Annotated in this window: 11 protein-coding genes; all 11 read left to right on the top strand. The window is 36.5% G+C overall.

Annotation, left to right across the window (positions count from 1 at the left end; genetic code table 11):
• The coding region (locus tag AC4MRQ_RS20365) for a phosphatase PAP2 family protein (protein WP_491199560.1) at window positions 1–1,258 on the top strand (1,258 nt) is incomplete at its 5' end.
• Window positions 1,259–1,363: 105 nt separating this feature from the next.
• Window positions 1,364–1,720, top strand: coding sequence for a hypothetical protein (locus tag AC4MRQ_RS20360; RefSeq protein ID WP_491199559.1), 357 nt, complete (start codon window positions 1,364–1,366; stop codon window positions 1,718–1,720).
• Window positions 1,721–1,811: 91 nt separating this feature from the next.
• Window positions 1,812–2,900: a sensor histidine kinase gene (locus tag AC4MRQ_RS20355; protein ID WP_491199558.1), complete on the top strand. Its 1,089-nt coding sequence runs from the start codon at window positions 1,812–1,814 to the stop codon at window positions 2,898–2,900.
• On the top strand, window positions 2,897–3,619 hold the full coding sequence (locus tag AC4MRQ_RS20350) for a LytR/AlgR family response regulator transcription factor (RefSeq protein ID WP_491199557.1): 723 nt from the start codon (window positions 2,897–2,899) through the stop codon (window positions 3,617–3,619). Before AC4MRQ_RS20355 ends, AC4MRQ_RS20350 begins: the two co-directional genes overlap by 4 nt.
• 129 nt (window positions 3,620–3,748) lie before the next feature.
• On the top strand, window positions 3,749–4,375 hold the full coding sequence (locus AC4MRQ_RS20345) for a hypothetical protein (RefSeq protein ID WP_491199556.1): 627 nt from the start codon (window positions 3,749–3,751) through the stop codon (window positions 4,373–4,375).
• Between the two features lie 268 nt (window positions 4,376–4,643).
• Complete coding sequence (locus tag AC4MRQ_RS20340; RefSeq protein ID WP_491199555.1) at window positions 4,644–5,243, top strand: RNA polymerase sigma-70 factor; 600 nt, start codon at window positions 4,644–4,646, stop codon at window positions 5,241–5,243.
• Window positions 5,244–5,445: 202 nt separating this feature from the next.
• Window positions 5,446–6,420 carry a FecR family protein gene (locus AC4MRQ_RS20335; protein ID WP_491199554.1) on the top strand — a complete coding sequence of 325 codons (975 nt, stop codon included), beginning with the start codon at window positions 5,446–5,448 and terminating at the stop codon, window positions 6,418–6,420.
• 144 nt (window positions 6,421–6,564) lie between these two features.
• Complete coding sequence (locus tag AC4MRQ_RS20330) at window positions 6,565–9,867, top strand: TonB-dependent receptor (RefSeq protein WP_491199553.1); 3,303 nt, start codon at window positions 6,565–6,567, stop codon at window positions 9,865–9,867.
• Between the two features lie 2 nt (window positions 9,868–9,869).
• The gene (locus AC4MRQ_RS20325; protein WP_491199552.1) at window positions 9,870–11,645 is read left to right on the top strand and encodes a RagB/SusD family nutrient uptake outer membrane protein; all 1,776 of its coding nucleotides are present in this window, start codon (window positions 9,870–9,872) and stop codon (window positions 11,643–11,645) included.
• A 313-nt stretch (window positions 11,646–11,958) separates the two neighbouring features.
• Window positions 11,959–14,253 (top strand): glycosyl hydrolase family 95 catalytic domain-containing protein, encoded by a 2,295-nt coding sequence (locus AC4MRQ_RS20320; RefSeq protein WP_491199551.1) that lies wholly within the window; start codon window positions 11,959–11,961, stop codon window positions 14,251–14,253.
• A 5-nt stretch (window positions 14,254–14,258) separates the two neighbouring features.
• A partial coding sequence (locus tag AC4MRQ_RS20315; protein WP_491199550.1) for an alpha-L-fucosidase occupies window positions 14,259–14,661 on the top strand: 403 nt, incomplete at its 3' end.

Below are 14,661 nucleotides of genomic sequence, written 5' to 3'. Positions count from 1 at the left end.
TTTGAATAAAGCGTTTCGCATCTCGGCAGTACCTCTGAGTTTAACTATTGCAGGAGCATATTCATGGGATAAAAGAGAGGATATAAAAAGCTTGCGCAATCGGTTTTATCCAGAGTTCAATCATCATCTGGATGATTATTTGCAGTATGTTCCGGCATTGGCAGTATATGGTCTTAACCTGGCAGGTGTAAAAGGGAAACACAGTGTTGGAAGAGCAACTCAAACTTTAGTTATGGCAAGTGTGATCAATCTGGCAACAATTTATGGGATGAAATACTCGATTGGTGAGCTACGACCCGATGGCAGTAGTTATAATAGTTTTCCTTCAGGGCATACAGCTACTGCATTTATGACGGCAACTTTTTTGCATAAAGAATACGGACAGGTTCATAGCCCTCTGTATTCGTTTTTTGCATATACAATGTCTACCACTGTTGGGACAATGCGCATGCTTAATAATCGTCATTGGATGCCTGATGTATTTGTAGGAGCTGGTATCGGTATACTTAGTACGGAATTAGCTTATGCACTATCAGAGAGATTATTCAAAAACAAAGGGCTTAATCACCCATCCAAACAATATGATAACCGTTATGCCAGGTATCGCAGACCTTCTTTCCTGACTGTAAAGGCTGGATATGCCATGCCAACCGGGAACTTACTTTTTAATAACGATGATCTGTGTGCCACACCTGGTTTTGTATCAGGCATTAGCGGTGCTTACTTTTTTAACCACTGGATTGGACTTGGTGCTCAAATAAGTATTTCAACCTTTGGCCTTAAAAGTCAGCAGCTTTATAGAGATGCCCCACTTCTTAACCGGATAAGGAATATTACTGACCAGCCTTTTGGTTCGTCATACCTGATGATTGGACCTCATTTCAATTGGCGCCTATCAAACAGCCTGGATTTGACCATGAATATTAATGTTGGCCAGTCATTTGGTGTTGAAGGTTTAATAACAGCAGATTTAATTACAGAAGGAGATATTGGTACCAATATCGAATCAGTAGTGATAAAGAAATTTATCCCTGATGACGAATTTGCATGGACAGCAGGCATCAACCTTAAGAAAGCCATTAACAAGCATATTGCTATAGGTGCTTATGTCGATTACATTGACACCAGACCAGAGGTGCTTATCCGTACCCCTGAGTCAGTCAGGTTAATTGATAATAAACTGGAAGTATCAGAAAATACTTACACAATGAACCTGTCATTGTTTAATACCGGACTCAATATCACTGCGTATTTCTAGTCCGGTTATCATTGATTTTGTGTCATTGCTCATTGATTCAGGTTTATAGCTCACATTTGTTTCAACATTAGACAATAAACGAAGAATTTTGAAGAACGCGACAGTATGGTTAAACTAAAAAAATATAAAAAGGCAATTTGGACGAACTTGGTTTTGATCCTTGCTTTTTTAGTTCACATCTTAATTCCCGAAAGGGAAGATGCCGGAAAGAGTAGGATAGATATGAAATCCATACCAGATGCACCTGTAATGGTGTTAGCACCAAAGCAAAAACAGATATCAATTTCGGTTTCAGGCAGAATAGAAGCACAACATGAGCTAGATATTTATAAAAGATGGACCGATGAAACTATTGAATTCGAATGTCATCGTAACGATACAAATTCCCTTCAATTAAGTTCATTGATCAATTTTGCAAAATCCAAAAATGTACTTTTGCAATCTGAGCGCAATATAAATTGAGTTTGATTTGTTAAATAATTCCGGTCAGTTAATTGTTTTGCAGCCGGGAAATTAATTGATAATAAATCAGTTTGTTATTAAAATAACTGGCATGACGATTAAGCAAAAACATATAGGGGCTATAATTTTGATATTCTTATGGCTAGTCCTGTTCTTTGATAATTATAAGGTGAGTATATCCTTATCTGTTTTTGTTGCATCAGCCCGTACTGCAAGTTTATGGGGGGCTTATAACGTGCATAGTTATTACTTTCCAAGGCTAAAAGAATCTTCGCGGGCAAAACTAAAGTTTCTCGCTTGGTTTATTGTTCTGAGTCTGGTTATGTTCATGGTTGATTTTTTCATAGAAGAGCCTCTTTTGGATGAACATCACTTTAGTGACAGAGGATCAAATGATTCATGTAAATCCTGTGATGATCTTATAGCATTGTTACCCCAGGGAGGTGCTTTGGTTAGTGAGATAATTTTTACTATATTCTTTTCATCCTTGCAAGTAGGAATTGCCATGGCCTTGAGTTGGACGAAGCAGTTATTTGAAGTCAATAAACAGAACCAACTGGCCATCCTTAAACTGGAGTCATTAACTAAAGAGTCCGAACTTAATGAGTTAAAAAATCAGCTGAACCCACATTTCCTGTTTAATGCATTAAGTAATATTTATTCATCCGCTTATCTGGGAGAGAAAGAAACGCCAGAAAAAATAATGCAACTCTCTAAAATGTTGCGATATGTTATCTATGAAACTAATGTTGATGAAATAACCATTGATAAAGAGATTGATTACCTTAATCACTATATTGAATTTCAAAAGTTTAAAACAGGAAGAGATAATCAGGTAGGTTTTGATTATGAAGCTTGTAATTTATCGATAAAAATAGCTCCGTTAATTCTATTACCATTCATAGAAAATGCATTCAAACATAGTCAAATAGCTGTTGAACCGGAAGCCTGGGTAAAAATAAGGCTGGAATCAACAAAAGATGAGTTGTTGTTTGATGTATTGAATACCATTTCAGATAAAAATAAACCTGAAATATTGAATAATAACGGTATTGGCTTAGATAATCAGAAGAAGAGACTGCAACTTGTCTATGGCGACCGGTATTCATTAAATATAACATCTAAAAATTATAAAAATCAGGAAGTTTTCATTGTCAAACTTAAAATAAAGCTGGCATGAACGAAGTTTATAAATGTGTAATTGTAGAGGATGAGCAACCTAATCTTCGGCTATTGGAGAATTACGTTCATAATATAGAAAGCCTGGAATTAATAGGTTCTTTTGTTTCACCAGTAGAGTTAATCAATTTTAAACGATTATCTGAAATCCAGATAATATACCTGGATATACAAATGCCTGTGATGACGGGGATTGATCTTTTAAAAACCATTTCGACAAATGCCGAAATTATCATGACCACCTCTTATTCAGAATACGCTTTGGAGGGTTATGATTTAAACGTTACAGATTATTTATTGAAACCTATCGAGTTTTCACGTTTTCTGAAAGCCACCAATCGCGCTATTGAAAAAATAAATCTAAAGCAACATGTGCAGCCCAATAACTTAAGTGCCGACAAGTCATCAGATGAAGCAATTATTCTAAAAGTGGATAAGAAGCTAATGAAGGTGAAAATTTCAGATATTATTTATATACAGTCCGATTGGAATTACATATATGTACATACTTCCAGCAGTAAACTGATCGTTTTAAGCACAATGAAAAACATTGAGCAAAGCTTATCAGGTTACAATTTTATACGTATACACAAGTCGTATCTAATTAACATGGATTATTTTGAGTTTATAGAAGGAAACCAGGTATCCGTTAATGGAAAAATATTGCAGGTGAGCCGCGGATTTAAAGCCGACTTGCTGCAAAGAATTAATAAAGGTTAAAGCTTTTTAAATATGAGTAGCTTATGAGACATAACGGCAGACAAAGGTGTCCAAAGTTATGGAAACCATTATGCAGAAAGCATCTATCTTAAAAGTATAAACAAGGAACTCCTTAAATCCCTATTAAACATGGACAATTTATTAAACGAGGTTATTGGTGCCCATATTGGATTAAGTGTTTTTGTGTCTTTTTTAGGTGCAGGTATTTTTGTATTTGGGAAAATATTAAAGAAGTATTACGCACAAAAGGTTAGTTTAGGAAGTTTAAAAATTTTGAAGATTGAAGCAATTGGATTGTTTGCGATTGGAGCCTTAAATACGTTATTTGACTATGTGACCCAAACACAGCTTAAAGGTATTATAAAACACCATGAGAATCACTCCGTTATTATTCCGGCTTTAATTAATGATACACGGATATATGTTCTGATCGAAATTACTTCTGTTTCTGTTATTTTATTTGTTGTATTGCTAATTGTTGGCAGTAATAATGTTAACTACCTATCCATTATTGTGTTTTGGGTGACAGGACTTTTTTGTTTGACAGAACTTATTTGGCAGAATATAAATAAGTTTTATCTGATACATAGCGGCAACAGGCTATTTGATTATTATTTAGAAGAACGACAGGTGTTTATTCCAATGTTATGGATATTTAGGTTAGGATTAGCATTTTCTTTGATTTTATTGATTACCAAATTAATTTGGCATTCCTTCTTCTGCAAGGCAAAAAAAACCATTGGTCTAATGGACTAACCCTTAGATAGCTTCTTTATAAAACTTAATTATAACCCAATATTTTAATATCGCTATGTTTAAGTTGCCCTGTTCTGTAATGATACAGAACTTGTAACTAACCCATTGGGCGACTTGATGCGTTTTACAGATGATCACTCATTTGCGTTACGAATTAAAGAGTGTTTTTATGGGAGTTGTTGTCCATTATCAACGAATTTAATTTTGATACCACATAATCTTTCTATATTTGAAGTGTTAAAAAAAATTAACATCTAGTTTTCAAGCAATGAAAGTTGATGAGCGGTTATTATTGGATATTAAGGATGGAAGGATCAAAGCCTTTGAAAAGTTTTTCCAGAACTCACATGCTCGTTTGCTTAATTATGCGAAAATATTTATTCCTGATGCTGCAATAGCTGATGATATGGTTCAGGAAGCCTTTATTCATTTCTGGAATAAACGTAAAGAGTTAAGAGTTGGAAAATCAATTGAATCATTAATCTTTACCTCAGTAAGAAACCGGTGCTTAAATTATCTCAGGGATGAGAATATCTACAAAAAACACAAGGAAGGCTATAAAGTAGAGGAAAATGCTCTTCAGTTCATCGGACAATATGACTTTTTAGGTGAAGAAGGTGACTCTTTGGAAGAAATGTTAATTAAAGAGTTGGAGAACTCAATAGAACAATTGCCGGATAAGTGTCGTCAAGTTTTTTTAATGAGCAAAAAAGAGGGAATAAAGCAAAAAGATATAGCCGAGCAACTTGGAATTTCTCCTAAAGCCGTGGAAAAACATATTGCCACTGCGAAAGTCAAAATTCGTGAGAATATGCAATTAAAGTTCCCAACACTTGGAATATTAATAGCATTCTTTATGGACCTTTAGGTGAGTTTTGGGGTTATTTGTTCCGATTTTATAATGAAAACTGCAGAGTAATGCTCTGAAATCAATAAAAAGAATTTGAAGTAAGATCTTGTATTGCAGCTGTTAACGTCATTTCTTCGATAGTGAGTTAAAAAACAACTTTGATTTTTGGTAGGGATTTTAACAAACTTAGGGTAATAGATATGTAACAGGATAAATGCAAATGAAGGAGAAGTTTGAGAAATACTTTGAGGGCAGGATCAGCTCAAGTGATCAGAAAGGGTTACTAACCTACTTAAGGCAATCAGAAAAAGAACGCGCAGATTTTGAAGAAGCCAAGGAAGTTTGGAAAGAGAAAGAAAACAGAATGATCTCTTTAAACACCTGGAATGCATGGAAGAATATTGAAAAGGAAGTAAAACCGGAATTCAGGATTAGAAGAAAATGGTTATTATCAATTGCTTCGGTAGCGTCTATTATTATTTTAGTATTAAGTGTTTCATTACTAACTGTAAAATCAAAATCGCTTTCAGTACAAACCAATGCCGGACAATTGATAGAAGTTTATCTGCCTGATTCATCAAAGGTGTTTGTTAATTCTGATTCAAAGGTGACGTACAGAACAAAGTGGCTGGGGCTTAAAAGAGAAGTGCATTTAACCGGTGAAGCTTTTTTTGAAGTAGCACATGAAGCCATAAGAGGCTTTGATGTGTTGGCTAACGATGTTCGGGTAAAGGTGACCGGGACAAAATTCAACGTAAAAGCTTATGAAAGGGAAGAAGTTACAGTCGTTTTGGAAGATGGTTCCGTTAATCTGACACTTGATAATGATGCGGATTTCAATCAATTTTTAAAACCAGGTGAATTAATTAGAATAAACAGTGCTACTAAGCAATACTCAAAGAATAAAGCCAGGGTGGAAGATTATACATCATGGAAGGAAGGCATGTTGTATTTCAGGAATAACAAACTGCCGAATTTACTTCAAAGTATTGAAAGAAGATATGGGGTAATATTCAATAAAATTGAAGATCCGATTTTGAAAGAGTTTACTTTAACATTTGCTATCAGAAACGAGCAATTCGAAAAAGTAATGGATATTATTATGGCTGCCTTGCCAGTTAAAGTTCAAACAGTAAGTGGGGTAGTTGTAATACAGTTGGATAAAGAAAAATATGCACGAATGAAGAATAAATAAAAAGGAAAAACAGGTGAGTGTTTGCACCACTCACCTGTTAAAAACCTAAGTTTTTAATTGTTTAAATAACACTACAATTTTATGAAAAAAAATCTAATTAAACTATCTTGTTTAAGGATGGTTAGGTCTAAACATTTTAAAGTTATGAAGATCTTATCATTATTCCTGTTTATTTGTGGTTTAACCTATGCCACTAAAATTGAGGCACAAAAGGTCAATGTTTCAATTAAAAAAGGCGTTGTACTTGATGTAATTGAACAAATAGAAAAGCAATGTGAATTCAGGTTTGTGTATAGTCCCAAATTTGTGGATATGGACAAAACTGTGAGTCTGGAAATGCATCAAACTGAAGTTACCGAAGTTCTGGCCGAAGTTTTAAAGGAAACTAATCTGACTTATATTATTGATGGTAATGTGGTTGTGCTAAGACCAATATCCATGACCTCAGTTTTTCAACAGGATATAAAGAGAACCGTTTCCGGTACAGTTAAAGATTATAGTGGAGAGCCAATTCCCGGGGTAACTATATTAGTGAAAGGTTCGTCAGTTGGAACAATATCTGATGTAGACGGTAAATTCAGTTTAAGTAATGTATCTGAAGATGCTATATTGGTTTTCTCCTTTGTTGGAATGAAAACACAAGAAGTTTTGGTCGCCAATAAAACCTCTCTTAGTATTGTTTTGCTTGATGAAGCCATTGGCTTGGAAGAAGTGATTGCCGTTGGCTATGGTACACAAAAGAAAAGGGACTTAACGGGAGCAGTAACAAGCGTTTATGCTTCAGATATTGAACAAAGGTCAGTAACTAATTTTTCCAATGCCTTACAAGGTGCGGCGGCAGGTGTTACAGTAACACGGTCAAATTCAACACCTGGTTCAACAAGCACCATTCGCATTAGAGGTATTACTACGCTGCAAGGAAGTAATGACCCATTAGTTCTGGTAGATGATGTACCAACTAATATCGATGATGTTAATCCTAATGACATTGAATCATATACCGTATTAAAAGATGCTGCTGCAGCAGCTATTTATGGGTCGCGGGCTGCAGCCGGTGTAATTCTTATTACAACAAAACGGGCCAAATCCGGCGATTTCAGTTTAAACTACGATTATAGTATTTCTTTCGATAAGCCAACCGATAAATTTGAGTATGTGGATGCGCCAACATATATGCGCATGTGGAATGAAAAAGTGTGGAATGATTCTGGCAATGGAGAGAACGAATATCCTACTTATTCCAAAGAGTACATTGATTCGTATTTGGAAAATCATGAGCTCGATCCAAATTTTTACCCCAATACTGATTGGACCGAAATGCAATTAAAGGATTTTGCAACACATCAACGACATAATTTGGTGTTAAGCGGTGGCGGTGAGAAAATTAAAACAAAAGTTTCGATGAACTATGAAGACCAGGATGCATTATATGCAATTCGTAATTGGAAACGTTATACTCTTCGTGTTAATAACGACTTCAAAATTAATGATAAGCTTTCTGCAAGTGCTGATGTTTCATTCTTCTACACTAAGAATATTGTTCCAGTGCGAAATATAAATTTACGTGAGAGCCCACTGGAAGTAGCTTATTGGACAGATGGTCGTTTTGGTAGTATTACTGTAGGTAACCCATTGGCTAAGCTTCATGGGGCAGGCAATGCCGATGCACAGACAAGAAAATTCACCACAAGGTTAGGATTGAAATATGAACCAGTCAATAACCTTATTCTACAAACAAACTTTTCACCATCAACAAACGATTTCTACCGCAAACAATATCAACCTTATTTTGCAATTTATGAGTTCGAAAATCCAGAGACGCCTGTGGTTGAGGTAAATCCAACACCATCGTTATATGAAAGAAGAAATCGCTCAAGCAGATACTCGTTACAGTTTTTGGCCAACTATTCAGCAAAGATTGGGCAGCATACAATTGCTCCGCAGTTAGGCTATGAAGAGTACGAAGGTAAATCGGAAAACCTGGCGGTTTATGGTTTGAATTTCGATCTTACAGGATTCCCATATATGAATTTTGCTCCGGTTGACCAGTTCTATTGGGATAAAAATAACGATGGTGTTTCAGAAAGTGCTTACCGGTCATATTTCGGTAGAATTAACTATAACTATGCCAATAAATACTTATTTCAGGTAAATGCCCGTTACGATGGTTCATCTAAATTTGCAAGCGATTATCGTTGGGGAATGTTCCCATCAGTTTCAGCAGGTTGGGTGCTATCTGAAGAAAACTTCTTTGGCGGTATAAAAAATACGATTGACTTTTTAAAGCTAAGGGCTTCTTATGGTGTGCTTGGTAACGATCGACTGGGGAACTACTTATACAGTTCGGTTCTTTCAACAGGCACGAGGATTTTATCTGATGCCAACGGAAACCCTGTTAGTACAACACAAGCTTATCAGGCTAATCTCGCGTTGAAGGACATTACCTGGGAGACAACAGAAACATTCAACATCGGTTTTGACATCGCAGCTTTTGAAAATCGTTTAAACACTACATTTGAGTGGTACAATAAAGAAACCTATGATATGCTTTTGGGTTTGGAGCTTCCTCCCACAACAGGCTATAGCTCAGTTAATTCAAACATTGGCGATATGAATACCAAAGGTTGGGAAGTAAGTGTTGGCTGGAAGGATAAAGTTGGTGACTTAACTTACTCTGCATCATTTCATATTTTTGACTCTAAAACGATTGTTGGAGATATTAATGATAAAGAAATTCAGAGTGGTAATACAATTATTAAAGAAGGCTACGAGTATGCAGAGTTATACGGTTATATAGCCGATGGTATTTTTCAGACACAAGAAGAAGTAGATGAGGCAGCCGAAACAGCGTACATAAGTAAAAGTACAAGTCCAGGGGATATTCGATATGTAGATGTAAGTGGCCCGGAAGCGGTTCGAGATAGTATAATCAACAGTGAAGATAGGGTTCATTTAGGAAGTAGTTTGCCCCATTACAATTATGGTGGCACTATAAATCTGGGCTATAAAGGTTTTGATTTTGGAATAATTTTCCAGGGAGTAGGAAAGCAAAACAGAGTATTACCATCGAGTCCGTATAATGGTTTCTCGGGCAATGGCACTCCTACAACTGAGTATGCGACTAATAACTGGTCGGCATACAATACTCCTGAAGAAAATACGAATGCCTTATATCCAAGGTTAACCAGTAAAACCAGTGGGCTAAACAGTCAATTTTCTAGTTACTGGATTGTAAATGGAGCTTATTTCAGGTTGAAGAATATAACCTTGGGATATACTTTGCCACAATCATTAACCCGAAAAGTAAACATACAGAAATTACGGTTCTATATAACAGGAAATGATTTGTTAACATTTGACCATTTCCCCAAAGGACTTGATCCGGAAGATACGTCGAGCTATTTTATAACAAAATCATTTATTGTTGGTGCCAATATCAAATTTTAATCATGAAAAAAATAATAAATAAATATTTTGCGATTATTTCATTATTAAGCTTATTTTCAGCATGTAATGAAATGGAGTTGGCTCGGTTAGATGCACCGAACTCAGTGTCGTGGTATTCAAATGCTGATGAAGTACGTTATTCTCTAAATGCTTTATATTCTTCGTCGTATTTTAGAACAGATAATGATTTCTATACTGATGATTATCATTATCGAAATAATTTAGATTCATACCTCTCAGGTACAATTAATTCAGAATGGTCAGGTGCTAAAAGTATTTGGACTTCTTGCTACCAAGGTATAAGCAGAGTTAATACTATTATCATTAATATCGAAGAAAAAGGATCGTTTCTAACTGAAAATCAAAGGAATCAATATTTGGGGGAAGCCTATGTTATAAAAGCATCTATTTACGGATATTTGATTACTCACTTTGGAGCGGTTCCATATTTTGATGACTTTACCGGTCTTGACGATGCGTTTAATGTACCGCGAACTGATGTTAACACAATAAAAGAGACAGTTTATCAGCTTTTCGATAGTGGTGCTGAATTATTACCTACATCGTACAGCGGAGAACAGTATATTACTAAAGGTGTAGCTTATGCCTATAAGGCACGTATTGCACTTTGGTTAGGTGATTATGCCGAAGCTGCTGCTGCTGCCAAGGATTGTATGGATTTGGAAGTTTACAGTTTGCACCCTACTTACGAGAGTTTGTTTCATGCAGATACGCGAGTTTCTCCAGAGATCATATTCTCTTTCACAAGGTCGGCTGAACTCGGGTTATACTACGGTATAAGTGGAAATAAAATTGCGGATATTCGTTGGTTTATTCCAAGAAATGCCAGAGGTTGGGGAGCTTATCATCCAAGTTGGGATTTGTTGGCTAGCTACACGTGCAAAGATGGTTTACCAATTGATGAATCACCATTATTTGATCCACATAACCCATTTATGGACAGAGATCCGCGTGCATTGGCTACAATAATACCATTCGGTAAGCTTACTGCCGATGATGAAAGAACACCTGATAGTGGTTTTGATTTTTATGGCTATACTTTTAACCCTTACCCAATTACATATGTAGTCCATAGTATTGAGCCTGGTACGGAGGTAATAAATAAAGATACAAAAGCAACTCAGACTTGGGCTCCGTTCAATGGTTTATCAATCAATAAAGGAATTGACGAAACTTGGGTTGACGATAGGATAGCTGACCCAAATAAGATTGCAATGAGGTACGCAGAAGTTTTATTAACTTATGCCGAAGCTAAAATTGAAATGAATCAAATTGATGAAACAGTACTTGATGCCATCAATGCTGTGCGGTCGAGAGCATATGCTGATTCTGATTTTGACTATCCGGAAGTTACCACTACTAATCAGTCAGAGTTAAGGAAAATCCTTCGTATGGAGCGACGTTCGGAGTTTGCACTTGAAGGGTTAAGGTTAATGGATATTTTAAGATGGGGAATTGCCGAAAAAACGTTAGTTGGTAATACTTATGGTCTTCTTAATTGTAATCCTGTTAAAATTTATGAAACCCCTAATGGTGATTTGATAGATAAAGTTGTAGAACCAGGTCACTGGTTTTGGGGATTAACTCCCGAAATTGATGAGGATGGAATTCCTGATTTTTCAGCGTTACTAAATGCCGATATGTGTCAGGTTTTGTTTGTTAAAAATTGGGATTCCAGCAAGCAAATGTTATTTCCAATTCCTGAAGTGGAAATGCGGCAAAACAAAGGAATTGGATCGAATAATCCTGGCTACTAGTTAGCATTTCATATTTTTTAGATTAGTTAAAACAGGGCCTGCCATATGGAGGTAGGCCCTGTTATTCAGAAAAGAACGTTCAGGTTTAAAATTGCAGAGCCTGTTTGTTTTTTTTAACGTTGGTAAAAAGAGAAGTGAGTAGCTAATAACCTGAGTTAGACTTAAAGTTTTATTGCAATAGCTTACTAATCTTCTGAATTTATGATTTGAAAATCAAATTTTTACTGCAACCCGAATCTCAAAAATTAAATCGAACTCAGGTTAATATACGGGTTGGTAAGACAAAGATGTATTCAATCAAAGAATAATTTGCATGAAACGAATTTTATTAAGCTTGTCATTATTATTTATAGGGTACCTTTCAAGTGCACAAGATAATAGCTTATGGTATAAACAGCCTGCTCAAAATTGGAATGAAGCCCTGCCCATAGGAAACGGTCGTTTAGGTGCGATGGTTTTCGGAGGCACTTCAGAAGAGCGTATTCAACTAAACGAAGAAAGCGTTTGGACACGTGGACCTCGTTATGAGGATAAAAAAGGTGCATATAAATCAATTGCTGAAATTCAGAACTTGATATTTGAAGGTCGGTATACAGAGGCTGAACAGCTTTGTAAATCGAAATTACTTTCTGACAAACAAGCAAACTCAAGCACTTATCAGACATTAGGCAATTTATTTATTCGTTTTGAAAATATTGGCAAGATTGATAATTATAAAAGAGAACTTGATTTAGAAAGTGCTGTTGTAACTGTTAGTTTTGAAACAAGAGGAGTAAAGCATACAAGGCGTATTTTTTCTTCTGCTGCTGATCAGGCAATTGTTTTTCTGGCTGAAACTGATACAAAAGATAAAATTTCCTGTACTCTGGAATTATCCAGACCGGGAGAAGGAGAAATAATTTCAGCCTATAATGATATACTGGTTATGCGGCAGCATGTTAATAATGGCAATGGAGTACAATATGAAACGCGGCTGAAGATTATTTCGCACGCTGGAAAGCTGACTGTCCAAAATGGGAAAATTACTGTTACTGATGCCGATAAATTAGAATTGCGTCTTGTTGCAGCTACCGATTATAGAGGAGGCAGTCCTTCGAAACTTTGTAGCGAATATCTGCAAACGTTAAAGGGAAAAAGTTTTAATAAGTTACTGAAGAGTCATATCAAAGATTACCGTTCATTTTACGATCGGGTCGAAATATCCTTTCCTCGAAGTGCTCAATCAGCACTTCCAACCGATGAAAGGGTTGCTGCACAGAGAAGAGGTGAAAGTGATCCTTCGCTGGCAGCACTTTATTTCCAGTTTGGACGTTATCTGCTTATCTCATCATCACGGCCGGGATGCCTTCCTGCTAACCTGCAGGGTATATGGGCAGATGGATTGAAGCCTGCCTGGTTTTCCGATTATCATATAAACATAAATGCTCAAATGAATTACTGGCCTGCTGAAGTGACTAATCTAACAGAACTACATGTTCCCTTTCTTGATTATATTGACAGGTTGCGTGAACGCGGCAGAAAAACAGCTAAAGAGGTTTATGGCGTAAATGGTTTTGTAGCTCACCACCGTTCTGATGCCTGGCATTTCACCTCACCTTATGGTGCACCACAATACGGTATGTGGCCGATGGGGGCAGCATGGGCATCAACCCACTTTTGGGAACACTTCCAATTTGGAGGCGATAAAGAATTTTTAGCTGACTATGGATACCCGGTTATGCGCGAAGCCGCACAATTCTTATCTGAGTTAATGGTTAAACACCTCAAAACAGGAAAATGGATAGTTGGTCCTTCCATGTCGCCTGAAAATATTTATTTGACTAGGGAAAATAAACGAGGAAGTGTTGTGATGGGAGCAGCCATGGACCTTCAAATTATATATCATTTATTCAGTTCTGTTATTGATGCTTCTGAGCTTTTGGGGATTGATAAAGATTTCAGGGAAACTTTAAAAGAGCAACTTGAAAATCTTACGGAGGTTAAAATTGGAAAAGATGGTAGAATCTTAGAATGGTCGGACGAAACATTGAAAGAGGCTGAGCCGGGACACAGGCATATGTCGCATCTGTATGGTCTTTATCCATCAAATGAATACAATTGGAATGATAAACCCGAGTATATGGAAGCATCTGCAAAAGTTATTGCAGAACGCTTAAAATATGGAGGAGGACATACTGGATGGAGTCGTGCATGGATGCTTAATTTTTACGCAAGGTTACTTAAACCGGAAATATGCTGGGATAATCTGGTAACTCTTTGGACGAAATCAACACATCCAAATTTATTCTGTGACCATCCTCCTTTCCAGATAGATGGCAACTTTGGTGCTACAGCCGCAATAGCTGAAATGTTATTACAATCCCATGCAGGTGAAATTTATTTACTACCCTGTCTTCCGTCCGTAATCCCTTATGGTAAAGTAAAAGGCTTAGTTGCTCGTGGTGGATATATTATTGGAATGGAGTGGAAAAATGGGAACCTTATTAAAGCAACAATTAGCTCCAGATCGGGTGGTAGTTTTAAGTTGCGTTATGGAAATATATTTAAAACAATAAAAATGGACAAGGGGGAAGAACTTGTTCTGGATAAAAATCTTCAAGAATTATAAAAGCTATGATAAAATTATATGCAGTTGTTTTTCTCCTTTTGCTTTTAATGGCTGTTAAAGGTATGGCGCAGGACAAACAATATTCCTGGGAAGAAATCACTCAAAAATATGAGTTTCCAAAATGGTACACCGAAGCACGTTTTGGTATCTGGGTGCATTGGGGAGCACAAACCCAGCCTGAAAGTGGCGGTGGCTGGTATGCCCGCCATATGTATCAAGAAGATGTTGGGCGTGAAAGTTGGGGAAAAAACGCCTACAATTACCACAATCAAACCTACGGCCACCCTTCCGAAAAAGGCTACAAAGATGTCATCCATTCATGGAAAGCTGAAAACCTTGATACCGATGCACTGGTAAAGTATTTTAAAAGTCTGGGTGCAAAGTATTTTGTCGCACTGGCTAATCATC

Source organism: Carboxylicivirga sp. (assembly GCF_982718395.1).
Note: the sequence above shows the minus strand (reverse complement) of the source record. Positions and strands in the feature narration are given on the sequence as shown.

Excerpts from the sequence above, each read along its gene's own strand:
- AC4MRQ_RS20355 (WP_491199558.1), top strand. The coding sequence starts at position 1,812 with ATGACGATTAAGCAAAAACATATAGGGGCTATAATTTTGATATTCTTA.
- AC4MRQ_RS20350 (WP_491199557.1), top strand. The coding sequence starts at position 2,897 with ATGAACGAAGTTTATAAATGTGTAATTGTAGAGGATGAGCAACCTAAT.
- AC4MRQ_RS20330 (WP_491199553.1), top strand. The coding sequence starts at position 6,565 with ATGAAGATCTTATCATTATTCCTGTTTATTTGTGGTTTAACCTATGCC.
- AC4MRQ_RS20345 (WP_491199556.1), top strand. The coding sequence starts at position 3,749 with ATGGACAATTTATTAAACGAGGTTATTGGTGCCCATATTGGATTAAGT.
- AC4MRQ_RS20340 (WP_491199555.1), top strand. The coding sequence starts at position 4,644 with ATGAAAGTTGATGAGCGGTTATTATTGGATATTAAGGATGGAAGGATC.
- AC4MRQ_RS20335 (WP_491199554.1), top strand. The coding sequence starts at position 5,446 with ATGAAGGAGAAGTTTGAGAAATACTTTGAGGGCAGGATCAGCTCAAGT.
- AC4MRQ_RS20360 (WP_491199559.1), top strand. The coding sequence starts at position 1,364 with ATGGTTAAACTAAAAAAATATAAAAAGGCAATTTGGACGAACTTGGTT.
- AC4MRQ_RS20320 (WP_491199551.1), top strand. The coding sequence starts at position 11,959 with ATGAAACGAATTTTATTAAGCTTGTCATTATTATTTATAGGGTACCTT.
- AC4MRQ_RS20325 (WP_491199552.1), top strand. The coding sequence starts at position 9,870 with ATGAAAAAAATAATAAATAAATATTTTGCGATTATTTCATTATTAAGC.